Raw genomic sequence first — 22,552 nt, forward strand, 5'->3', positions numbered from 1 at the left:
GCTGACCGCAAGATTTAAAGGCATCAAAAATTGACCATGAATATAACAATCTTGCCGGCATCTCTGTACCGAGTTTAAAGATTTTTGTTGAATAAAATATTAACATATTCAAAATCATATGTCAAACAAAAATTTTATCCTTCCTGAATTGATAAGTTAAAAATTTAATTATTTTTCATCATAATCGTCTAAGAAGCTGTGCTTTTCTTCTCCTATCCTATAACCGATTACAGTATCTAAATTTACGCTGTGAATACTTCTGAAAATATTTGTATCTATATGTAAATTTGTCTGTCTTAACTTTTTAATCAGTGCTTTCATCTCCTGTCTTTTAGAGCCGATTCCATCGTCTCCAAGCACACAATTTTCAGTTAACCGACATGCACAACGTATAAAGTCAAGCTCGTTGTACCTTTTCCATGAGATAATATCCTCTTCCCGAACCTTGTACATGGGTCTTATAAGCTCCATGCCTTCATGATTTGTACTTTTCAGCTTCGGCATCATAGTTTTAAACTCGGCTGCATAAAGCATGCTCATAAGCACTGTTTCAATCACATCATCAAAATGGTGTCCCAGTGCTATTTTATTGCAACCTAATTCTTTGGCATATCGATACAAGTATCCCCTCCTCATTCTGGCACACAGATAGCAAGGTGTTTCTTCGACATTTGCAACTATATCATATATCTGAGTATTGAATATTTTGACAGGTACATTCAATATTTCTGCATTTTCTATAATTCTTTGCCTGTTTATTTCATTATAGCCCGGGTCCATAACTATATATTCTGCCTCGAAATTTATTTCAGAATATTTTTGCAGCTGCTGCATGCATTTTGCCATCAGCATTGAGTCCTTGCCTCCCGAGATGCAAACAGCAATTTTATCCCCATTTTTAATCAGCTCATATTCTTTTATAGTTGATATAAACCTTGACCATATACATTTTCTGAATCTCTTTACAATACTTCTTTCTACTTCTTCAAATTTTTCCATGACCAACCTACTTTGCAAAATTTGTATAGCATTCATCAAACTTTTCTAAAAATACCTCTATATCCTTGTCACCTGTTAAATGACTGAAGCTTATTCTCAAAGTTGAAAGTGCTCTTTTTCTGTCCTTCGTCAGCGCATATATAGGTCGTGAGACGGTATTAGGGGCACAGCATGCTGATTTTGTGGAGACAAAAATATCAAACTCCTCCAAAGCCGCTTTAAACTTCTCCGTATTTACCTTGTTAATGCTTATGTTCAATATATATGGAACTGAATATTCAGTACTGTTAATTCTAACATTTTTGTATTTATTCAGTTCGTTTCTGACTTTCAAATTAATACTTTTAACATATTTATATCTGTCTTCTAAGCTTTCGAAAGCCAAAGACAGTGCCTTTTCCGCAGCGGCAATCATATTTAAGCTTGGTGTACCGCTTCGGAATTCTGTAGTTGAAATACCGCCGTGAATGAGAGGTTCCAGCAATACATTTTCTTTTTTAATCAATACGCCGCATCCGTTTAATCCATAAAATTTATGAGGTGAAAATGTAATCAAATCTACATTTTCAAAAGATACAGGTATTTTACCTACAGCCTGCGTAGCATCTGTGTGAAAATAACAATTCGGATAAGCCGCCGTTAAACGGGCTATTTCATTTATTGGCTGCGTAATTCCAACCTCTCCGTCAACGCAGCATATGGAAACTAAGATTGTGTCTTTTCTTATCAAATCCTTTAAGCTTTGAAGTTCTACTAATCCATTATTGTCTACATCTGCATAATCAACTTCATATCCGTTGTTTTTTAAGTATTCAACCGCTCCATTGATGGAAGAATGCTCTAAATAGGTCGTTATAATATGCTTTCCATATTTTTTGTATTGCCCTGCAACTCCTTTTATTGCTAAATTGTTTGATTCACTGGCCCCTGAAGTATAAATTATTTCATTTGCTTGTACATTTAACAGATTTGCAATTTTATCATTAGAATCTTTTAATCTCTCTGCCGCCAGAAAACCAAGCTTATGTGATGAATTAGGGTTAGCAATAAAATTCTTTGAAACCTCACTGAAAATATTTATAACCTGCTCGTCTGCAGGTGTATTTGCCGCATAATCTAAATAAATCATATTCCACCTCTTTAACTAATTTATTATATAAATATTATCAAAATATTACAAGGGGTAATTTATTGAGAACATTTTCACAAACATATTGCTTAAAGTAATGTTTTTTGCTATTCTTAATATGATAATTGTAATAAATTTACATATTACAAGGGGAAATCAATTTACAAGGAGGGATTTAACAAAATGAAAAGAGCACACGAAGTGGACTACCAAATATTTGGCGATGACATTCAATTTGTAGAAATCAAATTGGATTACGGCGAAACAATTGTTGCCGAGCCGGGTGCCATGATGTACATGGATTCAAGTATTGAAATGGACACTGTATTTGGTGATGGTTCAGGTAAGGAATCAGGAAAAGGATTAAAGGGCATGCTGGCTACTGCAGGTAAAAGAGTATTAACGGGCGAAAATTTATTTACATCTGCTTTTACCAACAAAGCACCGGACAGTAGGGTGCTGGCTTTTGCAGCTCCCTATCCGGGAAAAATAATTCCCGTAGACCTTATGGATTTCGGAGGACAATTAGTTTGTCAGAGAGACTCATATCTTTGTTCTGCGAAGGGAATAGAAATCAGCATCGCATTTCAAAAGAAAATCGGTGCGGGCTTATTCGGCGGTGAAGGTTTTATCATGCAAAGATTGGTTGGTGACGGTTTGGCATTTTTACATGCCGGCGGAACTATAATTAAAAAAGAGCTTTCACCGGGTGAAATGCTTAAATTGGATACGGGATGTTTAGTTGCTTTTACAAACGGAGTTGATTATGATGTTCAATTTGTAGGAAACGTAAAAAGCGCTTTGTTCGGAGGAGAAGGATTATTCCTTGCAACACTCCGGGGTCCCGGAACAGTATGGTTACAATCACTTCCGTTCAGCAGAATGGCAGACAGAATTTTCTCGGCAAGCAAAAAAGCCGGCGGAGGTAACAGCAATAAGGGTGAAGGCAGCTTACTTGGTGGAATTGCCTTAGGCAATATATTCGGAAACGATTAAAATTAAAGGTGCCTTGGGCACCTTTTTTATTCTTCGCAGAGAATTGCACTTGTCGGGCAACTGTCCTCTGATTCCTTTGCACAATCTTCATTTTCCGGAGCAACAGGATCCTGGATAACAACCGATATACTTTCATCATCTAATTCAAAAACCTCCGGACATAGTGATACGCAAAGCCCACAGCTTATACAGGCATCTCTGTCTACAATAGCTTTCATAAATAATCCTCCCGATAAATATATTATTCAAATTATTTTACCACAAAATTCATAAATGTCCAATTAATCATTCTAATTCTTTATGATGGATTGCATTTATTATAATTTGTTTTGCTTTTTCGTGGCCATATTTTGCTTTACCTTGTATTTCCGGAACCGGTGGCTGGTCATTTTTTGTGAAATGTTGCTTTTTATTACTTTCGGTTCCATGCGGTTCTCTCGGGTCAGGTCTTCTCATTCCCTTTTTAGCCATATAAATCACCTCTTGCTTATTGTGATTTATTTCAATTAATTTATTCAAGGTTTTATGGTATTATAAACTGCGAATCTTAAATTATGATAATTTCGTCTCCCGCTTTTATCCATCCAGACTTTAAAACCTTCGTAAAAATACCTTCTCTCGGCATCACACAATCACCGACTATATTTCTGATTGAGCATCCCAAATGACATTCCTTTCCTATTTGAGTTACTTCCATTTCTGTCTCTCCTATTTTTAATTTTGTTCCAATAGGGAGTTCATAAAGAACGATTCCTTCCGTTGTAAGATTTTCAGCAAAAATTCCGTTACAGCTTCCCTCGATTTTCTCCATATCAAGCTTATCAATACTTTCTTTCCCTAACAAGCTTACTTGTCTGTGCCATTTGCCTGCATGAGCATCTCCGGCCAAGCCGTGATCAACTTCAAAATATCCTTTTTCTATAGGTTCTTTGGGAATTCCCTTTTCTTCACTTATATTAACTGCTAATACTTTCGCCATATTTTATCTCCAATAATCTCATTTTCGTTCAAACAATCCGGTCTTGCCGCCTGTTTTTTTTAAAAGCACAACATCTGATATTGCCATTTCTTTGTCTATCGCTTTACACATGTCATAAATTGTCAACCCTGCTGCGGTTACTGCTGTAAGCGCTTCCATTTCAACGCCGGTCTGACCTGTGCATTTGACTGTTGATGTTATTTCAATTTTGTTTTCTTCAAAATTTAAGGTGAAGACAATATCGCAGCCGGAAATCATTATAGGATGGCACATCGGAATTATATCCGATGTTTTCTTCGCCGCCATAATTCCTGAAACCTGTGCAACAGATAAAACATCTCCCTTTTTTATAGTTCCTTCTTTTATTTTTTCCAATGTTTCTTTTTTCATATATATATTTCCGCGTGCGATGGCTTCTCTGACAGTTTCCTGCTTCTTGCTCACATCGACCATCTTTGCTCTGCCCTGTTCATTTATATGAGTTAACTCCATATTAACCTCCGATTTGAAACATCATTCTGTCTGTGTCACTTTTATTCTCATTTTCTAAATGATGCTCCTGTGGTTTATTATAAACTGCATCACTTATGATTTCTGTTAACTTTTTCTCATCATTTAAATACGGCTTCAAATTGATTTCTTCCAATGAATGAAGACACGGCTTGATCGTTCCCGTCGATGTCAACCTTATCCTGTTGCAATCCGAACAAAATTTGCAGCTGACGGGGCTTATGAGACCGACCGTTCCTTTTGCTCCGGGAATTTTATATACAGATGCAACCTTGCTGTCGTCCTTCACAGGTATTAACTTTGGAAGTTTTTCTAAGATATCTTCCACCTTCATTTTACAAGCTTCGTAATATTTAAGACCCTCTCCTATAGGCATCAATTCAATAAACCTTACCTGAATCGGCTTATCCAAAGTCATATTTATAAAATCTTCTATTTCATCATCATTGATGCCTTTCATAAGCACTACATTAATTTTAACAGGGACCATTTTCAACTCTATGCATTTTTCTATTGCTTTCAAAACCTTGTTTATGTCCCCTGATCTTGTAATTTTTTTGAATTTATCAGCATTTAAAGTGTCCAGGCTTATATTAACACGCCTTAATCCAGCTTTTTTTAGGTCCTCGGCCATATCATATAAAAGAATACCGTTCGTAGTTAATGAAATATCATTGATTGAGTCAATGGCTGCCGTATGTCGTATAAGCTTGTCTATTCCCTTTAATAAAAGGGGCTCACCTCCTGTAAACCTTACCTTTTTAATACCCAATGCGGCACACGCGGTAATTATTTTTTCGACTTCTTCAAAGCGCAATATATCATCATGGCATTTTTTCTCAATTCCTTTTTCGGGCATACAGTATACACAGCGCAAATTACATCTGTCTGTTAGGGAAACTCGCAAGTAATCTATAGTTCTTCCTCTTTTATCAAGCATTACATCAGCTCCTGAAGTTTTATAATCGTGCCTGTATTTGAATAGTCATATCCTCCAAGCTCATCAAGCTTATCTTTGAATTCTTCAGATTTTATTGTTTCTAAAAATTCCTTTACAATTTCAGAATCCATATATTCTTCCGGAATTGCCAGGTCGTATTCTTCGTTGCAAACAGGTATAAAATCAAGCCCCATCAAGCTTGCCGCCGAATAAACTCCAAGACCTGCATCCGCATCACCTGCTTCCACCGCTGCGGCAACCGCTAAATGCGTAAACTCTTCTCTGAAATATCCCTTTATTTTTTGCGGGTCAATATTTAATTTATTCAAATTGTAGTCAAGAAGCAACCTCGTGCCTGAGCCTCTTTGTCTGTTTACAAATTTTACATCGTCTCTAAGCAAATCCTCAAACTTAGTTATATTTTTAGGATTTCCTTTTTCAACAATAAATCCTTGAATTCTGTTGACACATTTCACTAAACATATTTTTTTACCAGGCACATATTTTTTTAAATATGATACGTTGTATTCTCCCGTTTCCATATCCAATAAATGTGTGGGCGCCATATGGGTTTCGCTTGTTTTTAATGCCATCAGACCGCCTGTGCTTCCTACATTGGATGAAGAAAGGAAATATTTCTTATTTCTATTATGCATTATATCTGCCGCAATATCAATTATCGGGTCGTGACTTCCAATACACACCAATGTATTTTTTATTTTATCCTCGGCACTTAACAGCTTTATTTTAACTTCGGTACCGGATTCAATTCCTTCAGTATGCTGGTTAATTTCCAAAACTCCGTCTGCATTTACCAGTGACATGGTGGCTCCTGCTCCTCTCGTTAAAGGAGTAGCAACGTATTTACCTCCTATGAATCCTAGCCTTACTCTTACAAATTCATGGTATTTTAACGATGACATGCATCGTTTAGTCAAGCTTGCATTTACAATTTTTCTTTCCTCTGTTTCAAGACACTGATAACTGTAAATCAATTCTTTAACTATTTCCTCCATAACGAAGTATGCCGAAACAGGAAATCCCGGTATTCCGATGATTGGTTTATCATTTATTATACCCAGCATGACAGGTTTACCCGGTTTTATAGCCACACCGTGGACTATTAATTCTCCCACTTCACTTATAACAGATGAAGTAAAGTCCTCCCTGCCCGCCGATGAACCGGCATTAATCAATACCACATCGTTTTCTTCATTTGCTTTTAATACGGTGTCTTTTATGAGTTTATAATTATCCTTGATTATTGAGTATCTGTTAGGAATTCCTCCCCACTCTGTAACCTGAGCCGTAAATGTTCTCGAGTTAAAGTCTATTATATCTCCAACCCTTAATTCTGATCCGGGTTCAACCAATTCCGTTCCGGTTGGTATAATCCCAACAGCAGGTCTCTTAAATACTTCAACAGTATTTATACCTCCTGCAATTAAAGCACCTATATCAACGGGACGTATTTTATGCCTTGATGGAACTATAAGCTGATTTTCAACTATATCCTCGCCTAACGGTCTTATGTTTTGCCATGGCACAGAACTCTGATATATTTTTATATGTCTGTCATCAACCTTAATTAAATCCTCAACCATTATTACACAATCGAATTCCCTTGGGATTGGATCGCCTGTGTCAACCACCACATAATCCTCACCTTCCGTAAGAGTTATGTGATTTCTGTCCGATGCACCAAAGGTTTTTTCACTTTTAACGGCAATTCCGTCCATTGCCGATGAATTGTAGTGCGGTGACGAAAGATGAGCAAATACGGGCTTTGTTGTCACTCTGCCCAGAGCATCCCAAGTATTAACTATTTCTGTCTGTAATCTTAATTTTAATTTATCAAAGTATATTTTTTTTGCCTCATCCAATTCATAATTCGAAAGATATACCTTTTGCATCTTTTCCTCCTAAAACTTAAATACTTTTACCGACTGACCTTCCTTTATGCCTTCTTCGTTTCTTTCTATTCTGATAAAGCCCCATGCTTTAGAGAAGCCTGTTATCAGTCCTGATTTACCAAACACCGGTGCCGCCACTAATTCACCTTTTTTTTCTTCTATTGTTACAGGCAGAAATTCTTCTCTTCCCTTTGCCTTATGGTAATTAAATTTAAATCTGCACTCTATAGGATATATAGTTTCTTTATGCCCTGTTATTTTTTCTATATAATGCTTTACGATAACCTTAAAAATTACTGCACATGCAAGAGGATGACCGGGAAGTCCGAATATTATTTTATTGCCGGATTTTCCTATTATTGTAGGTTTTCCGGGCTTTACGGAAATACCGTGAACCATAAGTTCTCCATCATTTAAATCCTTTATTACATTTACGGTGTTGTCCTTTTTGCCTACCGAACTGCCTCCTGACATTAATACAATGTCACATTCGTCAACTGCTTTTTCTACAGTTTGTTTTAACAATTCATATTCATCCTTAACAACTCCGTAATTAACAGGCTCACAACCACTTTCTTCTGTTAATGAGTGCAGCAAATATGTATTTATATCTCTTATTTGTCCCGGCTTAATACTTTCAGCGGGATGTACAACTTCATCTCCGGTTGATATTATACCTATTTTAGGTTTTTTATATACTTCCACCTCATAATATCCTAAGCTTGCAAGCACTCCTATTTCATAAGCCCTGAGCTTTGTTCCCTTAGCTATGACTTGTTCACCCTTTTTAATATCTTCGCCGATTTCTACTACATTTTCACCGGGCGATGTTGCTTTTGAGGTTAAAATTACCTCATCATCCAGCTTTTCCGTATATTCAATCATTACAACAGAATCTGCCCCCATGGGAATTGCCCCTCCGGTAGGAACATAGTAGCACTGACCCGGTATTTTAATTTCAGCCGACGGTTCTTCTCCCATTAAAATTTCACCCTTTAAGTCAAGAACAGATTGAATTGATTCGCTTGCCCCAAACACATCCCTGGAATTAACAGCATAGCCGTCTACCGTTGATCTTCTGAAATCGGGAACATTATCTTTTGCAATTACATCATTCGTTAAAATTCTGCCTGTTGCATTAAGAAGTGTTACTTTTTCAGTTGCTAGGCTGTAGCTAAAACTGTCTATAAGCTTTGTTGTATCTTTAACTGTCATAACATTAAATAAATCCATTTTCTGCTCCTATCTTGCACATTCTCCTTCAGTGCCCTTCAGTATTTCAATTCCGTGAGGCAGTGCAGGAAGTATAAAACTCAAATTCTCAACAGCTCCCTTCGGACTACCCGGAAGGTTTACTATCAATGTATTGTCTCTTATGCCTGCCGTTGCTCTTGACAGCATAGCCTTGGGCGTTATAGCAAGCGACATTTGTCTCATTGCTTCGGATATACCGGGCGTTTGCTTTTTTATAACCTTCATAGTTGCTTCCGGAGTAACATCCCTTTTCGAAAATCCCGTTCCGCCGTTTGTAAGTATTAAATCAAGCTTAAGCTCATCACACATATATATTAATTCTTCACATATTAAGTCCATTTCATCAGGTATTATTTTATAATAATCCAATTTATATATATTTTCGTCTAAGCTGTCCTTTATAGCCGGACCTGTTCCGTCTATCCTTTCTCCTCTTGAGCCCTTGTCGCTTATGGTTAATATCCCGGTCCTTATCATATTTCCTCCATTTATTTAAAAGTTTGAGTAAGATACTTCGCTTCCGTTCAGTATGACGAGAAACCAATTTTCTGTCATTCTGAGAGCTATAGCCCGAAGAATCTATCTCATTACTCATATATTCAAAATTTGTTTTAATAATTTGTTCTTTGGATTGCCAAGCACTCCATCCTTGTCGCCCATTTCCAATATTTTGCCCTTATCCATAAAAATCACATAGTCCGCAATTCTCTTTGCCTGATAAACATCGTGAGTTACCACTATAACTGTTCTGTTATCCTTTGATAAATTTTTTATAAGCTCCTCCGCCTTCATGGAGCTTTCTATATCCATTGCTGCCGTCGGCTCGTCAAGCATAGTAACTTCCGTTTCTAAAACTGATGTTCTTAAAAGAGCAACCTTGGCTCTTTCTCCACCTGAAAGCCAGTGGGATTTTTTATTTAATAATTCTTCCACATTAAAATAATGTATGTATTTATTTAATCGATTTTCAATTTCTTTATTATTTATTTTCTTATATTTTAACCCGCTTATAATATTTTCGTAGGATGTTTTTCTGAAAAGATATGGTTTTTGCAACAATATAGTTATTGAATTCTTAATCGAACTGTCTAACTTGTTGCCGTTATATAATATATTACCACTTGTAAGTGAATTTAAACCTGAAATACAACTTAAAAGTGTACTTTTTCCGCTTCCGTTAGAACCTAAAATAACATATATTCCTTTTTTTATTGTTAAATTATCTATATCCAGAATGCGGCTGTCACCATAATCTTTAATTGCATTTTCTACCGTTATAACCAAGATTATTCCCTCCTTTGCAGCCTGTATAAAACAGTATTTATAAAAAATGATATAAATAACAGCACTATACCTATAAAAACTGCTTCGTTGAAATTGCCTTTTCCGGTTTCAAGAGCAATATAAGTTGTCATAACTCTCGTTTTTGCTTTAATGTTTCCGCCCACCATCATAACGGCCCCTACCTCGGAAATAGCTCTGCCGAACCCGGCTGTAACAATTGATAATAATTGCATTCTGCACTCGCTTATTATTGCTTTCAACGTATCATTTTTGCTTGCTCCCAATGACATACAGGTAAGCTGTATTTCTTTTGCCGATTCTGAAATGTTAGAAACCGTTAACCCAAATATAATTGGAAAAACAAGAAGAGATTGTGAAATAATCATTGCGGTTGGAGAAAATAACAGACCGAGGCTTCCCAGCGGTCCCTTTCTTGACAATAACATATATACTAAAAGACCTATCAATACGGGTGGTAAGCTCATGAGGGTATTTGTAACCCTCATGAGAGTTCTTTTAAGCTTGAATTCATTTAAAGCCGTTGCTACACCTGAAACCATCCCTAAAATTGATGCAATTAATGTTGAGGTGAGCGATACTTTTAAAGATAACATAATAACCGGAAACATATCATTATATTCGATAAAAAATTCTTTAATAAATTCAAACATCATTTCACCTTTTTTAATTATTCAGCATTTGGAATGAATAACGGCTGACCGAATTTTTCAACACCAAACTCACTGATTAAGCCCTGACCTTCCTCGGATAAAATCCAATCGATAAATTCCTGAACTTCTGCTTCTTTAACAGGATATTTTTCCGGGTTAACCATCATAACACCGTATTGGTTATACATTTTATCATTTTTCTCAGTTACGATTACTAAATCAAGATTGTCCTTCATCGATAAATATGTAGCTCTGTCCGTTAACGTATAAGCTAATTTTTCATCTGCCATCTGCAAAACTGCTCCCATTCCTGCTCCGGCAGAAACATACCATTCTCCTTCAGGAGTAATATCAGCTTCGTTCCAGTAGGATTTTTCTTTTGTATGTGTACCTGATTCGTCACCTCTTGATACGAACACAGCTTGTTTTTCCGCTATCAGTTCAAAGGCCTTTATAGGATCATTCGGTGCATCTGTCTGCAAGCCTGCAGGGTCTGACTCAGGTCCAATCAATACGAAGTCATTATACATAACATCAAATCTTTCCTTAGCAAATCCATCTGCAACAAACTGTTCTTCCTGTGCTTTGGCATGTACTAAAACACCATCCGCATCACCGTTTCTGGCAAGCTCAAGAGCCGCTCCCGTGCCCTTCGCAACTACTTCAACCTCTATACCTGTTTTTTCTTTAAAAGCTGGTAGCAAGAAGTCCAGCAATCCAGAATCCTCTGTACTTGTTGTAGTAGCAAGTATTATACTTCTTTCTTCCTTTGGATCTTCTGATACAGGCTGATCAATATTTGGTTCTTCGTTTTGTTCCTCATTCGGTTCTTGCGGATTGTTGCATGCTGTCATCGAAAATACCAATACTAATGACAATATAAAAAGCAACAAGCCTTTCATTTTCGTTTTCATAAAAAACTCCTTTCATATATGTAATACGAAAAGAGATGCAAAAGCAATCTCCTTTCTAAACAGACGACCCAATTTTTCAATTTGGTGTCGGTCGTTTATACTGTAAGTGCAACGGGAGGTATGACCGTTTCCGGTCAAACCCTGACAGTTTACAATTCATGTACTGAGCTTTAGAATTGTAAACTCGGAGAAATAAAATTTCATACATACAATTCTATAAGCATAGAAAAGGTTTGTCAATGAATTAAAATTTTATATAAGTATTATCAGATATTATATCAATATTTTATTAATAATATAAAACTAATACTTGACAGCACAAACCTTTAATGTTATTGTTACTTTGTAATCATTACAACTTGATGATTGTTGTAACAGTTCCGAAAGGAGAATGCTATGAAAGTGAATTTTGAAAGCTTAATAGATGAATTGAAAAATAAAAAAATACGCCTCTCCCATCAAAGATTAAAGGTTTTAGAATATCTTACGACAAATTATAATCATCCCACAGCGGATCAGATATATAACGGGCTCCATGACGAGGTTCCCACATTGTCTAAGACGACTGTTTACAACACCTTAAGCTCATTGCTTGATGCAGGCTTAATAAGAGCAATTAACATTGAGGACAACGAGGTTCGATATGATATCAACACTCATGATCATGGTCATTTCAAATGTGAATCCTGCAAAAATATATATGATTTCAATATAGATATTGATTTATTTGAAGCTGATCAATTATCCGGATTCGAAATAAATGACAAAAATGTATTTTTTAAAGGCACATGCAGATCATGCATCGCCGACGGCAAAGAATAGTTTAGCTATATTTATTATTAGGAGGATTTGAAAATGGAAGAAAAAACACTGCAAAATTTAATGGATGGTTTCGCAGGGGAATCACAGGCAAACAGAAAGTATTTAGCTTATGCTAAGAAAGCAGAAAAGGAAGGAAAAACAAATGCCGCAAAGCTATTTAAGGCAGCATCCGATGCAGAAGCATTACATGCACAAAAGCACTTAGAGGTTGCAGGTAAAATTAAAACAACAAAAGAAAATCTTGCCGATGCTGTTGCAGGCGAAACATATGAATTTGAAAACATGTATCCAGAATTCATAAAGGCTGCCGAGTCAGAAGGAAATAAAGCAGCAATTAATACATTCAACCTTGCCATGGAAGCAGAAAAGGTTCATGCTAAATTGTACAAAGAAGCCTTAGAAAGTATTGACAATACAGAAGAAATCTTTTATTACCTATGCCCTGTTTGCGGAAACATCGAAACTTTCGTTCCGGAAAGATGCAGTATTTGCGGAGTGTTAGGTTCTAAATTCATAAAATATTAATCAGGACACTGAAATTTCTGATTTGATGTCCTGTAAGTGAAAGTTATATTGAAAGACCGCGCAAGCGGTTTTTTGTTAGGGCATAAAATGGGAGTGCAGCAAATTTATCAGTTCGCTCTGCTCACATAAATTTGGCATTCTGCGTATTTGACCTAACCCCATTTAAACTACGCTGTCGCTTGTTCAAATGGGGTTAGGTCATAAAAAAAGAACCATTACTCTGAATGGTTCTAAAAAGGAGGAACTCGAAACAATTTTCTTGCTTCAACTATATCAACATATCCAATCCGTGCTTTAAATCACTTATAATATCATCTGCATCCTCAAGACCTATTGATAATCTGACCAATCCCTCGGATATACCTGATAAAGCTCTTTCCTCAGGAGTGTAAGGAGAATGTGTCATTGATGCAGGATGCTGAATCAGTGTTTCCGTATCACCTAAGCTTACTGCCAATGTGCAAAGATGCAATGAATTCATTAATTTTTTACCGGCTTCAAGTCCGCCCTTAACTTCAAACGCAATCATTGCTCCCGGTAATGACATTTGTTTTTTAGCCAATTCGTATTGGGGAAAGCTTTTTAATCCCGGATACTGGATGTTTACAACCGCTGGATGCTTTTCTAAAAACTCAGCAACCCTTTGTGCGTTTGCGCAATGCTTTTCCATTCTGATTTCCAGTGTCTTCATCCCTCTGTTTATCAAATAGGCTTCGAAAGGTCCCAATACCGAACCGGTCATATCTTTAATACCAAACAATCTTACTAAATCTATAAATTCCTTCTTACCTGCTGCAAATCCGGCAATAACATCCCCGTGACCGTTTAGATATTTTGTAGCCGAATGAACTACAACATCGGCACCTAAATCTAACGGTCTTTGAATATAAGGAGTACAATATGTATTATCTACTACGACGATACAATCCTCGATCTCATGAGCTATTTTTGATATTTCTTTTATATCAGCTATAAGCATATTTGGATTAGCGGGGCTTTCCAGATATACTATCTTTGTATTTGACTTCATTGCTTTTCTTATATTTTCAGGATCTGATGTATCAACGAAATCTACTTCAACGTTAAATCTTGAAACACCATGGTTTAAAAATGCAAATGTACATCCATACAATGTCTTTGCTGCAACTATATGATCGCCGGCTTTTACCTTTGCCCATACAACCGAAGTTATAGCACCCATACCTGAGGACATGGAAACAGCTGCCTCCGCGTTTTCCAGGCTGGCCAATTTTTCTTCAACCTGAGTATTTGTAGGGTTCCCCAACCTTGTATAAATATAGCCTTCTTCTTCCAAAGCAAATCTTTTACCGCCTTGTTCGGCAGAATCGAATATAAATGTTGAAGTTTGGTAGATTGGTGTAGCCAACGCACCATATTCATTTTTCACATAACCTGCATGTACTGCTCTTGTTGAAAATTTCATTTGATTTAATTTTTGCTTATCCATAAAAACCTCCATAATTTATAAATCTTATTTAAATATTATTTTTATCAATATCATACTTTTTCATTCTGTTAATCAATAAAGTATGAGTGACATCTAATTCTTTTGCCGCATCCCTGATGCTTTTATTATTTTTCAGACTTTCAATAATTTTCTTTTTCTCCAAGCTTTCAATGCAACCTTTCAGCGATTTTCCTTCGATGCCGTCCATCGGAACAATGTCATAATTAAGTATAATGTCCTTTGCGGCAATCTCATTGCTTACTGTAAGCGCTATGGCCCTTTCCAATACATTTTGAAATTCTCTTACATTTCCGGGCCAGTTATAATTTATAAGCTTTCTCATCGCTTCCTTTTCAATTCCCGTTATATTTTTACGATATCTTTTCGAATGCTTCTGTGCAAAATGCTCATATAGTGCCGGCAAGTCCTCTTTCCTGTCTCGAAGAGGAGGAATATTTATATTGAATATGTTAATTCTGAATAAAAGCTCTAATCTGAATTCTTTGTTCTTGACCATTTCATCAATATTTTGATTGGTCGCCGATATCAGTCTTACATCTACATTTACTTCATTGGCACTTCCAACTCTTCTTACCCTTTTTTCCTGCAATACTCTCAACAGCTTTGCCTGCAAATGTGGAGGCATATCTCCTATTTCATCCAAAAATACCGTTCCGCCTCCGGCGATTTCAAATATTCCGGGCTTGCCTTCCTTTCTGCCGCCTGTAAAAGTTCCTCCTTCATATCCGAACAGCTCGCTTTCCAGCAATTGGTCAGGTATGGCAGCACAGTTTATCGCTATAAACGGTTTGTTTTTTCTTTTACTTTCATTATGTATCGCTCTTGCGAAAAGCTCCTTGCCGGTTCCGCTTTCACCTGTAATTAAGACAGGAGAATCAGATTTTGAATACAGCTTTCCCGATTTAATTGTTACAAGCATTTTATTGCTTTCGGCAATTATGTCATCAAAGGTAATCGGATTATCGAATCTGTTATAAATATTGGAATCAATTTCGTAAAATGAAATCAAGTAGCTGCTCAATACCTTTTCCTTGTTAACAATAGGCTGTAAATTTGCTTCATAAAGCTGATTGCTTATTTCCAGATTTTCTTTAATCAGGGACATATTGTTGTCTTTCAGTGTTGCTATCAGTTTTTTGAAATCTATAAACTTATTTATGTTAAGACCCGTTATGTCCTTGCCTTCCGTATTAAATATTTTTTCGGCGGAGTAATCATTAAAATACTTTATATCGCCTTTTCTGTTTAACAAAACTACGCCGTGAGGAATTACGTCCAGCACCTTTTTCATTTCAGTGTCTTTTTCTTCAAATGGAAATAAATCAATTTCTTCTAAGGAAGCCCACCCACTCAGCTCCTGAAGCTCATTTTTGATTTTCTCCCAGACCTCATCTTCTACAGGCATTAATTTTATGTAGGCAACAAAAGCGTAAACCTCCATCCAAATCAGCCCAACGTCGTATTTATGTAATACAGACAACGCTTCGTAGGTTATGTGCGCTCTGTCCTCCACAGCAGTTAACTTAATCTTTTTAGTTTTCATAATAACTCCCATCTTTTTCTTTGCATTATTTGTGCCAACTTTAACAATCCCACAAACGTTATAAAATCAATCTTACCTAAATAAGAACAGCAAGAGCATGGAATAAATTCATTCCATATTTTTACCGATTTGGAATGCTAATGATTTTCATGGTTTAAAACCATTCCTATTGGAATAATTTTAAACCACAAGAGTTGTTATTTCAAGAAATATTTATTACTTTTCTAAATAATAACAAACCCAAAGGGGACGGTTCTTTTTGGGTCACTACTATCATAACTCATTTGCAGCCTATTTGAGCCTATTTGTGTCTGCCGTAAATAAAAGTAAATGTTGACAATCAATTGCATATACTATAAAATAACCGGAAATAGACAACTGTAAATTCTGTGAAGAGAATAGTAACTGTCATGCATCTAGCAGCGAGTGGGAACAGAGTGAGAGTCCTGCAAGAGAACCGACAGCGAAGAGGGACTCCGAGAGGACATCTGAGCAATGCAAGGATGGTACGTTAACTGCGTTAAAGTAATTGAGTGGACTTAGGTCAATTTGAGTGGTACCGCGGATTTCAACCCGTCTCATTATATGAGGCGGGTTTTATGATGGAAAATTTTATTCAAAATAAAATATGATAAGGATGATTATATGGAAAAATTAATCAAAATATTAAGCAAGGAAGTAAGTGATGCTTTTGAAAAATGTGGATATGAAAGTTATCTCGGCAGCCTGACAGTATCAGACCGTCCTGATTTATGCCAGTTTCAATGTAACGGAGCTCTTACAGCAGCTAAAAGATATAAAAAATCCCCTTTACAAATTGCAAACGAGATTTTAAATGTACTTAAAGATAGCTGCAGCTTTAAGGATATTTCTTCCGCCGGTCCCGGCTTCATCAATTTAAACGTAAATGACAGTATGTTAGCTGATTATTTAAATATGATGAACAGAGATGAAAAGTGCGGATGCGACAAAGCCAACAATATTTTAACGATTATCGTGGATTATGGCGGAGCTAATGTTGCAAAGCCCCTGCATGTTGGGCATATACGAGCCGCAGTCATCGGAGAAGCAATAAAAAGAATCTCAAGATTTTTGGGGCACAACGTTATAGGTGATGTTCACTTAGGAGATTGGGGACTACAGATAGGAATGGTTATAACCGAGCTTAAGAGACGTATGCCCGGACTTCCCTACTTCGATGAAAATTATACTGGTGAATATCCTACAGATGCCCCGTTCACAATAAGTGAGCTTGAAGAGATATACCCTACTGCGAGTGCTTTCGCCAAGAATAACGAAGATGCAATGGAAGAAGCAAGAAAAGCAACATTTGAGCTTCAGGCAGGAAGGAAAGGCTATGTGGCACTTTGGAGGCATATTTTAAATGGATCCGTAAAGGATTTGAAAAAGGTATACGGTTCTTTAAATGTAGAATTTGATTTGTGGCTCGGAGAAAGTGATTGCGAGAAATACATTGACGAAATGGTTAAATATCTGAAGGAGAACAACTATACTTATGAGAGTCAGGGTGCATTAGTGGTTGACGTTGCCAAAGAAAGTGACTCCTCCGTAATACCTCCTGTCATGATATTAAAATCGGACGGGTCGTCATTGTACAGTACGACAGACATTGCTACTATCTGGCAGAGAGTTGAGGACTATAATCCGGACATGATAATATATGTTGTTGATAAAAGACAGGATATGCATTTTGAACAGGTTTTCAGATGTGTTAAAAAAACAGGGATTGCAAGCGAAAATCTGTCCTTGGAATTCATCGGATTCGGAACAATGAACGGAAAGGACGGCAAGCCTTTTAAAACCAGAGAAGGCGGTGTCATGAAGCTGCAGGATTTAATCGAAACTATACAAAGCAGTGTGCTTGATAAGCTTGATGCAAGCAAGGGATTCAGTGAAGAAGAAATGGGTGATGTTGCAAGAAGGGTCGGATTATCCGCATTGAAATACGGGGATTTATCCAATCAGGTCACAAAGGATTATGTCTTTGACATAGAAAAATTTTCTTCATTTGAAGGAAATACAGGTCCATATATTTTATACACCATTGTAAGAATTAAATCCATTTTGAACAAAGCATGCTCAAAAGAAAAATACTGCGGCTCTGATTTGATACAAAAACCATACAGTCAGTGCGAGCTGGATTTGATGCTGAAGCTTTCAAAGTTTAACGAAACTATAGAGTTCAGCTTTTTAACAAAAGCTCCAAACAAGCTGTGCGAATACATGTATGATTTATCCAATACCTTCAATAAATTTTACCACAGCAACAGAATTATAAGCGAAGAAAATCAAGAAAAGAAAAGCTCTTGGCTGTGCCTCAGCAGCCTGACAAAGAAAGTTTTAGAAACCTCCGTTGAACTGCTTGGAATCGAAGTTCCCGACAGAATGTGATAATAAAAAATATCTTTTGACTTTGCTTTGATTCATTCCGTGGATGGACTTTAAGATACCTATAATCAATTTGTAAATTCAAACTCAAATATCCGTCCACGGAATTTCCATTACGTCTCTCCATTGATTCCAATGATTAATTATCGTCATAATGAGATCGGCATTGAGCTATCTCAATCAGTCCATTGTTTATACGATAAACGAGTCTGTTTGTATCGTCAATACGACGACTCCACCATCCAGAAAAATCACCTTTTAATGGTTCTGGTTTTCCTATGCCATTATATCCATTTCGTGAAATGTCTTGTATTAAGAGGTTAATACGCTTCAATGTTTTTCGGTCTTGATTCTGCCAGTATAAATAATCTTCCCATGCATCATCCTGCCATAATTTATTCATATTCATCCTCAATCAATTCATGTATCTTACCTTTACCTGCTTCAAGATCCTCAATTGCTTTTCGAAGATGTCTCTGATTACTTTCGCTGTAAAACGGATCAATTTTCAACTCAAAAGGAATACCATTGCAACGAACTACCTGTTTTAAAAACATTGTAGTTGCGGCAGAAAGACTTATACCAAGCTCGGAAAATACTACTTCTGCCTGTTTTTTCAACGTATCATCAACACGAATATTTAAGTTTGCCATAATTTTCACTCCCTTCAAGTTAATTGTAATGCAATTTTCGTAATATGTCAACACAAATTACGAAAAATCATAGAAATCCATTGAGCACGGTCTCCTTAGTCATTCTCGCATCAAATCAATTAAATTTCATTAAATATTTTAAGCACTGCGCCTATTCTATCAATTCTCAGGTCTAATTTCCGTTTATAAGGAAGTTAAAATTTTAATCTTCTCTTGAAGATTCATATGTTGTGTAATGCTGCTTTTTTTTATCCGAAAACATATATGCCCCGCTTATGATTTTCTCATCGGTTCTTGCATATGGCAGATGAAGAGGTCCGGAATTATGCATATAGTTGAAGCTAGAAAATGTTATATAAAATTCAACTTCGTCGGGAATTTCATAACTGTAAAGCACATAACCTCGCTGATCCTTCGAACCAAAAGGATAGCTCAGCGTACCTGATACAGGTGTGGTATAAGATGATCCAAACATAGTATTTTGTATAACCTCTTCGCATACGAGATTTGGAAAATCTGCACCATATGAGATTCCGTCCTTGCTGTAAAACAAACCGCTGCTGACGATTTTCTTGTTATTTACCTCATTTTCTCCTGAAATCAGAATGCCATCCTGCCATACAGGACTTCCGCCTTTCCACGCAAAGTATTGCATGACATAAATCAGATTTTCAGGCATTTCGATGTAGATTGTAGTTACATCTAAATTATTCTTACCCGGTTCGTAGGTATAATTTATCGAAGTGTGATTTCCATATGTGGTGCGGTGTTCAATCTCTTTTGGATCAAACATGAGAAGCTCACTGACTGATTCAATATTTACAGCATCAATTAATTTTTCAACATCCTCTTCACTTAAGCGATTAAGAGCCTCAGTGGGAAATCCTGCATTGACAAGGCTATGCCTCATCGGAGTCATTTCCGGTAAATAAAATCTTTGGGGCTTTAATCTTAAATGGTTGGAAAATATACTGCAGATTATGACAATCATAAGCGCGGTAACAAAATATGCTCGGCCAAAGGTTTCACTGTTAATTTTTACAGGTGCATTTGTCAACACATAGCCCGTATCATCCAACTCATTGCCTATTCTGAACAATGACCGTATAATCAATATATAGAATATTACCATAGGTATGAAGGATAACCAACTTTGGGACAGAGGTGACAGCGCTATGAAAAATGATGCTGCTGTCCATGCTGCAATCCGATAAAACGGATTATATTCAGGTACTTTGCCCGCCTTTTTATATGCTTCATTCAAAGCCGCCTGAGAAATCATAAACATAATTATTTGGAAAATAAACATTACAGTTCCTATAGGAATTGTAATGTAATCCAACATGTTCAGCGGTGTTGAAATCCATACAAGTCCTGCTAAATGTAAAATCAATCTGAATATTGAAAAAATATATACTGTTTTAAAATACCTGTTTTCATTCCTTAAGCTGCGAAATCCCAGAAAAATCAAAGCTGTACCGATTGTTGGCAAAATATATTGAAGATATAAAAAGTTCAGATGCAGTGTTGTAAGAGAGAATCCCCATGCAATTGAACCTATGGATTTGCTCCAAGGGTTTGTTTTGAGAATTTCGTATTCAGGAGGATCAAGGTGACTGAGGCTATCAATCATCTTGGCATCAAAATCAAGGTTGTTCTTATTCATTGTATACCTCCTAATTTAGTTTGAAGCTTTTTGCGTATGCGATACAACTTTCCCTCAACAGAACGATTTGTCATGCCAAGCTCTGCGGCAATTTGAGAGGTCTGCTGAAGATAATAGTATTTACGGTAGAAAATATGCTGTTCATCAGACGAAAGGAAGGATATGGCACGCTTCAGTTCTTCTGCCTGTTCACGACGCAAAACATCGTCTTCAGGTGAAGAGTGCACGGCGTTTTCTTCGTTCAGCTCTTCATATCCAGTGTTTTTCCTGTGATAATTTAAAGCTGTATTTCGTGCTATAACGGTGAGCCATGTGGAAAATTTACTCTTTTGAGCCGAATAACTTTCTATTGAATTCCAAACCTTCATGCATATATCACTTATGCACTCTTCCACATCATTTCTATTTTCTAAAATTCCTGACACTACATAGTGCATCAACCCCGAATATTTATCATGTAAAAGCTTCATACCTTCATCCGTCCGGGATTTAATAAGCTCTATAACCTTATCGGAATCATTTTTGTTGGAATCACTCATAGGCACACCTCCTCGACCGTCTAATATATTATACACGTTAATTTGTAGAATCCCACGGAATATTTTTATAATACATGTGCAATGAGACTTTGGAGACGAAGAATTGAAACCAAAATGCGTCTCCAAAACGCACCCAAAATTCATAGAAGAATTCTTTTGAAAAAATTATTGATATTAATTGTTTTATGGTATATCATGTATAATAATATATTGCTGTGATGAGAAGCAGTAAGCATTCATGGACCAAAGAGAGGAATCATGCGGTGAGAGTTTCCGTCCCTCTGTATGCTGAACCCGTCTCGGAGCTTTTGGGAGTAGCAACCCAAACGGTGAAGCCGTTATTTTAAATGAGATGCTGCATTGCAGCAATTAGAGTGGTACCGTGGACAATTCCGCCTCTTTGTAAGAGGTGGATTTTATTTTTTGATATTATAAGGAGGACTTTATGAAAAAAGAAATAGGAATAATTGGAATAGGAAACGTAGGCTCTATGCTGTTACGCAAATTTACGGAGTTCAACATATTCAGAGAGGAAAATATTTGTGTGGCAAATCGCTCAGAGGAAAAATTAGAGAGCCTTTCAATAAAGTATCCTGACATAACCATCTGCAAAAACAACATCGAACTTACACAGAAATGCAAAAACATTTTGCTTTGTGTTGAACCCTTGAATTTACCGGATGTATTGATGGAAATTCAGCCATATACCGATTCTGAAGCATATCTGATGGTATCAACCTCCATGGTTGCCGTGGAGGATATACAAAAATTCCACGATGGAGGCATAACCATATTCATGCCAACACTGATATCAATGGTTAACGGCGGGGTGACACTTGCATATCACAACAGCAGAGCAGACAATAATCAAAAGACATTCTTCCATAACTCCCTGAAGCAATTCAGCGAGGTAAAAATATTGGAAGAGTCTGATATCAATATATGCCAGAACATGACGGCAAGCTTTCCGGGCTTTTTTGCAGAAATAATGCTGGAATTCGTCAAATCCGCATCTGTAAAAAGCCGAAATGTATCTGATGAAGAACTTGAGCATATGCTTTTAGTTTCCTTGCTTGGAGCATCAAGGCTGCTTTTGGAGAAAAATATGAGCTTTGAGGAAACCATAAATCGTGTATCAACCAAAGGCGGCATCACATATGAAGGAGTGAAGGTTTTCGAGAAAAGTCTCCCTGATGTATTTTCTGAAGCATTGTGCGCATCCATGAGCCGTTACAAAGAAATAACAAAAATTGCTTCCACGGATATCGACAAGCTGAAGTCACAGAAGTAATACAAAGACCCAGAGGGGACGGTTCT

The 22,552-nt window shown here is 36.7% G+C and carries 24 protein-coding genes, 1 riboswitch and 1 other annotated feature; of the genes, 5 read left to right on the top strand and 19 right to left on the bottom strand.

Translation table 11 applies throughout. From position 1 onward, the window contains the following. Window positions 1–168: 168 nt before the first annotated feature. Together HZF24_RS12065 and HZF24_RS12070 are read right to left on the bottom strand one after the other, a co-directional pair. On the bottom strand, window positions 169–999 hold the full coding sequence (locus HZF24_RS12065) for a tRNA 2-thiocytidine biosynthesis TtcA family protein (RefSeq protein WP_179238581.1): 831 nt from the start codon (window positions 997–999) through the stop codon (window positions 169–171). A 7-nt stretch (window positions 1,000–1,006) separates the two neighbouring features. After that, entirely contained in the window at window positions 1,007–2,128 is a 1,122-nt protein-coding gene (locus HZF24_RS12070) for a cysteine desulfurase family protein (protein ID WP_179238582.1), read from the bottom strand. A gap of 183 nt (window positions 2,129–2,311) precedes the next feature. On the opposite strand from HZF24_RS12070, the gene HZF24_RS12075 reads away from it, so the two are divergent. Continuing rightward, on the top strand, window positions 2,312–3,124 hold the full coding sequence (locus HZF24_RS12075; protein ID WP_179238583.1) for a TIGR00266 family protein: 813 nt from the start codon (window positions 2,312–2,314) through the stop codon (window positions 3,122–3,124). A 26-nt stretch (window positions 3,125–3,150) separates the two neighbouring features. Here the strand turns inward: HZF24_RS12075 and HZF24_RS12080 are convergent, their stop codons facing one another. From HZF24_RS12080 to HZF24_RS12130, 11 genes are all read right to left on the bottom strand, one after another. Then, complete coding sequence (locus HZF24_RS12080; protein ID WP_179238584.1) at window positions 3,151–3,342, bottom strand: ferredoxin; 192 nt, start codon at window positions 3,340–3,342, stop codon at window positions 3,151–3,153. A gap of 67 nt (window positions 3,343–3,409) precedes the next feature. Then, on the bottom strand, window positions 3,410–3,595 hold the full coding sequence (locus HZF24_RS12085) for a hypothetical protein (protein ID WP_179238585.1): 186 nt from the start codon (window positions 3,593–3,595) through the stop codon (window positions 3,410–3,412). 76 nt (window positions 3,596–3,671) lie between these two features. After that, entirely contained in the window at window positions 3,672–4,103 is a 432-nt protein-coding gene (locus tag HZF24_RS12090) for an MOSC domain-containing protein (RefSeq protein WP_179238586.1), read from the bottom strand. A gap of 18 nt (window positions 4,104–4,121) precedes the next feature. Then, window positions 4,122–4,595: a cyclic pyranopterin monophosphate synthase MoaC gene (gene moaC / locus HZF24_RS12095; protein ID WP_179238587.1), complete on the bottom strand. Its 474-nt coding sequence runs from the start codon at window positions 4,593–4,595 to the stop codon at window positions 4,122–4,124. Between the two features lies 1 nt (window position 4,596). Further along, window positions 4,597–5,553, bottom strand: a complete 957-nt coding sequence (gene moaA / locus HZF24_RS12100) for a GTP 3',8-cyclase MoaA (protein WP_179238588.1) — start codon at window positions 5,551–5,553, stop codon at window positions 4,597–4,599. After that, the gene (locus HZF24_RS12105) at window positions 5,553–7,466 is read right to left on the bottom strand and encodes a molybdopterin biosynthesis protein (protein WP_179238589.1); all 1,914 of its coding nucleotides are present in this window, start codon (window positions 7,464–7,466) and stop codon (window positions 5,553–5,555) included. Before HZF24_RS12105 ends, moaA begins: the two co-directional genes overlap by 1 nt. A gap of 9 nt (window positions 7,467–7,475) precedes the next feature. Beyond that, on the bottom strand, window positions 7,476–8,699 hold the full coding sequence (locus HZF24_RS12110; RefSeq protein WP_179238590.1) for a molybdopterin molybdotransferase MoeA: 1,224 nt from the start codon (window positions 8,697–8,699) through the stop codon (window positions 7,476–7,478). Window positions 8,700–8,708: 9 nt separating this feature from the next. Next, complete coding sequence (locus tag HZF24_RS12115) at window positions 8,709–9,197, bottom strand: MogA/MoaB family molybdenum cofactor biosynthesis protein (protein ID WP_179238591.1); 489 nt, start codon at window positions 9,195–9,197, stop codon at window positions 8,709–8,711. 114 nt (window positions 9,198–9,311) lie between these two features. Beyond that, window positions 9,312–10,004 carry an ATP-binding cassette domain-containing protein gene (locus HZF24_RS12120; protein ID WP_179238592.1) on the bottom strand — a complete coding sequence of 231 codons (693 nt, stop codon included), beginning with the start codon at window positions 10,002–10,004 and terminating at the stop codon, window positions 9,312–9,314. 2 nt (window positions 10,005–10,006) lie between these two features. Beyond that, the gene (locus HZF24_RS12125; protein WP_179238593.1) at window positions 10,007–10,675 is read right to left on the bottom strand and encodes an ABC transporter permease; all 669 of its coding nucleotides are present in this window, start codon (window positions 10,673–10,675) and stop codon (window positions 10,007–10,009) included. 17 nt (window positions 10,676–10,692) lie between these two features. Beyond that, window positions 10,693–11,577 carry an extracellular solute-binding protein gene (locus HZF24_RS12130; protein WP_179238636.1) on the bottom strand — a complete coding sequence of 295 codons (885 nt, stop codon included), beginning with the start codon at window positions 11,575–11,577 and terminating at the stop codon, window positions 10,693–10,695. Between the two features lie 44 nt (window positions 11,578–11,621). Continuing rightward, a riboswitch (molybdenum cofactor riboswitch) is annotated at window positions 11,622–11,791 on the bottom strand. A 194-nt stretch (window positions 11,792–11,985) separates the two neighbouring features. Here HZF24_RS12130 and HZF24_RS12135 point away from each other — a divergent pair. Beyond that, on the top strand, window positions 11,986–12,411 hold the full coding sequence (locus HZF24_RS12135) for a Fur family transcriptional regulator (protein ID WP_179238594.1): 426 nt from the start codon (window positions 11,986–11,988) through the stop codon (window positions 12,409–12,411). Window positions 12,412–12,444: 33 nt separating this feature from the next. Then, entirely contained in the window at window positions 12,445–12,936 is a 492-nt protein-coding gene (locus HZF24_RS12140; RefSeq protein WP_179238595.1) for a rubrerythrin family protein, read from the top strand. 268 nt (window positions 12,937–13,204) lie between these two features. On the opposite strand, the gene megL is transcribed toward HZF24_RS12140, so the two are convergent. Beyond that, window positions 13,205–14,404: a methionine gamma-lyase gene (megL, locus tag HZF24_RS12145; protein ID WP_179238596.1), complete on the bottom strand. Its 1,200-nt coding sequence runs from the start codon at window positions 14,402–14,404 to the stop codon at window positions 13,205–13,207. Window positions 14,405–14,432: 28 nt separating this feature from the next. Beyond that, window positions 14,433–15,968, bottom strand: a complete 1,536-nt coding sequence (locus tag HZF24_RS12150) for a sigma-54 interaction domain-containing protein (protein WP_179238597.1) — start codon at window positions 15,966–15,968, stop codon at window positions 14,433–14,435. A gap of 645 nt (window positions 15,969–16,613) precedes the next feature. Between HZF24_RS12150 and argS the strand changes: the two genes are divergently transcribed. Next, window positions 16,614–18,380 carry an arginine--tRNA ligase gene (argS, locus tag HZF24_RS12155; protein WP_179238598.1) on the top strand — a complete coding sequence of 589 codons (1,767 nt, stop codon included), beginning with the start codon at window positions 16,614–16,616 and terminating at the stop codon, window positions 18,378–18,380. A gap of 136 nt (window positions 18,381–18,516) precedes the next feature. Here argS and HZF24_RS12160 read toward each other — a convergent pair whose 3' ends face one another. From HZF24_RS12160 to HZF24_RS12175, 4 genes are all read right to left on the bottom strand, one after another. Next, window positions 18,517–18,780 (bottom strand): Txe/YoeB family addiction module toxin, encoded by a 264-nt coding sequence (locus tag HZF24_RS12160; RefSeq protein ID WP_179238599.1) that lies wholly within the window; start codon window positions 18,778–18,780, stop codon window positions 18,517–18,519. Then, a complete protein-coding gene (locus HZF24_RS12165) occupies window positions 18,773–19,030 on the bottom strand; it encodes a type II toxin-antitoxin system RelB/DinJ family antitoxin (RefSeq protein WP_179238600.1) in 258 nt (85 codons plus the stop codon). Before HZF24_RS12165 ends, HZF24_RS12160 begins: the two co-directional genes overlap by 8 nt. Window positions 19,031–19,232: 202 nt before the next feature. After that, window positions 19,233–20,696, bottom strand: a complete 1,464-nt coding sequence (locus HZF24_RS12170) for a hypothetical protein (RefSeq protein WP_179238601.1) — start codon at window positions 20,694–20,696, stop codon at window positions 19,233–19,235. Further along, window positions 20,693–21,235: an RNA polymerase sigma factor gene (locus HZF24_RS12175; RefSeq protein WP_179238602.1), complete on the bottom strand. Its 543-nt coding sequence runs from the start codon at window positions 21,233–21,235 to the stop codon at window positions 20,693–20,695. The genes HZF24_RS12170 and HZF24_RS12175 overlap by 4 nt, the downstream gene beginning before the upstream one ends. A 206-nt stretch (window positions 21,236–21,441) precedes the next feature. After that, window positions 21,442–21,638: a binding site (T-box leader), on the top strand. 42 nt (window positions 21,639–21,680) lie between these two features. Between HZF24_RS12175 and HZF24_RS12180 the strand changes: the two genes are divergently transcribed. Then, window positions 21,681–22,526, top strand: coding sequence for a pyrroline-5-carboxylate reductase dimerization domain-containing protein (locus tag HZF24_RS12180; protein WP_179238603.1), 846 nt, complete (start codon window positions 21,681–21,683; stop codon window positions 22,524–22,526). Window positions 22,527–22,552 lie beyond the last annotated feature (26 nt).

The organism is Sedimentibacter hydroxybenzoicus DSM 7310 (assembly GCF_013403245.1).
GTDB classification, from domain to species: domain Bacteria; phylum Bacillota; class Clostridia; order Tissierellales; family Sedimentibacteraceae; genus Sedimentibacter; species Sedimentibacter hydroxybenzoicus.

Coding starts and splice junctions, on each gene's coding strand:
- HZF24_RS12105 (WP_179238589.1), bottom strand. CDS start 7,466: ATGCAAAAGGTATATCTTTCGAATTATGAATTGGATGAGGCAAAAAAA.
- HZF24_RS12165 (WP_179238600.1), bottom strand. CDS start 19,030: ATGGCAAACTTAAATATTCGTGTTGATGATACGTTGAAAAAACAGGCA.
- HZF24_RS12130 (WP_179238636.1), bottom strand. CDS start 11,577: ATGAAAGGCTTGTTGCTTTTTATATTGTCATTAGTATTGGTATTTTCG.
- moaA (WP_179238588.1), bottom strand. CDS start 5,553: ATGCTTGATAAAAGAGGAAGAACTATAGATTACTTGCGAGTTTCCCTA.
- HZF24_RS12080 (WP_179238584.1), bottom strand. CDS start 3,342: ATGAAAGCTATTGTAGACAGAGATGCCTGTATAAGCTGTGGGCTTTGC.
- megL (WP_179238596.1), bottom strand. CDS start 14,404: ATGGATAAGCAAAAATTAAATCAAATGAAATTTTCAACAAGAGCAGTA.
- moaC (WP_179238587.1), bottom strand. CDS start 4,595: ATGGAGTTAACTCATATAAATGAACAGGGCAGAGCAAAGATGGTCGAT.
- argS (WP_179238598.1), top strand. CDS start 16,614: ATGGAAAAATTAATCAAAATATTAAGCAAGGAAGTAAGTGATGCTTTT.
- HZF24_RS12125 (WP_179238593.1), bottom strand. CDS start 10,675: ATGTTTGAATTTATTAAAGAATTTTTTATCGAATATAATGATATGTTT.
- HZF24_RS12110 (WP_179238590.1), bottom strand. CDS start 8,699: ATGGATTTATTTAATGTTATGACAGTTAAAGATACAACAAAGCTTATA.
- HZF24_RS12170 (WP_179238601.1), bottom strand. CDS start 20,696: ATGAATAAGAACAACCTTGATTTTGATGCCAAGATGATTGATAGCCTC.
- HZF24_RS12135 (WP_179238594.1), top strand. CDS start 11,986: ATGAAAGTGAATTTTGAAAGCTTAATAGATGAATTGAAAAATAAAAAA.
- HZF24_RS12140 (WP_179238595.1), top strand. CDS start 12,445: ATGGAAGAAAAAACACTGCAAAATTTAATGGATGGTTTCGCAGGGGAA.
- HZF24_RS12150 (WP_179238597.1), bottom strand. CDS start 15,968: ATGAAAACTAAAAAGATTAAGTTAACTGCTGTGGAGGACAGAGCGCAC.
- HZF24_RS12180 (WP_179238603.1), top strand. CDS start 21,681: ATGAAAAAAGAAATAGGAATAATTGGAATAGGAAACGTAGGCTCTATG.
- HZF24_RS12090 (WP_179238586.1), bottom strand. CDS start 4,103: ATGGCGAAAGTATTAGCAGTTAATATAAGTGAAGAAAAGGGAATTCCC.
- HZF24_RS12075 (WP_179238583.1), top strand. CDS start 2,312: ATGAAAAGAGCACACGAAGTGGACTACCAAATATTTGGCGATGACATT.
- HZF24_RS12115 (WP_179238591.1), bottom strand. CDS start 9,197: ATGATAAGGACCGGGATATTAACCATAAGCGACAAGGGCTCAAGAGGA.
- HZF24_RS12160 (WP_179238599.1), bottom strand. CDS start 18,780: ATGAATAAATTATGGCAGGATGATGCATGGGAAGATTATTTATACTGG.
- HZF24_RS12085 (WP_179238585.1), bottom strand. CDS start 3,595: ATGGCTAAAAAGGGAATGAGAAGACCTGACCCGAGAGAACCGCATGGA.
- HZF24_RS12065 (WP_179238581.1), bottom strand. CDS start 999: ATGGAAAAATTTGAAGAAGTAGAAAGAAGTATTGTAAAGAGATTCAGA.
- HZF24_RS12175 (WP_179238602.1), bottom strand. CDS start 21,235: ATGAGTGATTCCAACAAAAATGATTCCGATAAGGTTATAGAGCTTATT.
- HZF24_RS12070 (WP_179238582.1), bottom strand. CDS start 2,128: ATGATTTATTTAGATTATGCGGCAAATACACCTGCAGACGAGCAGGTT.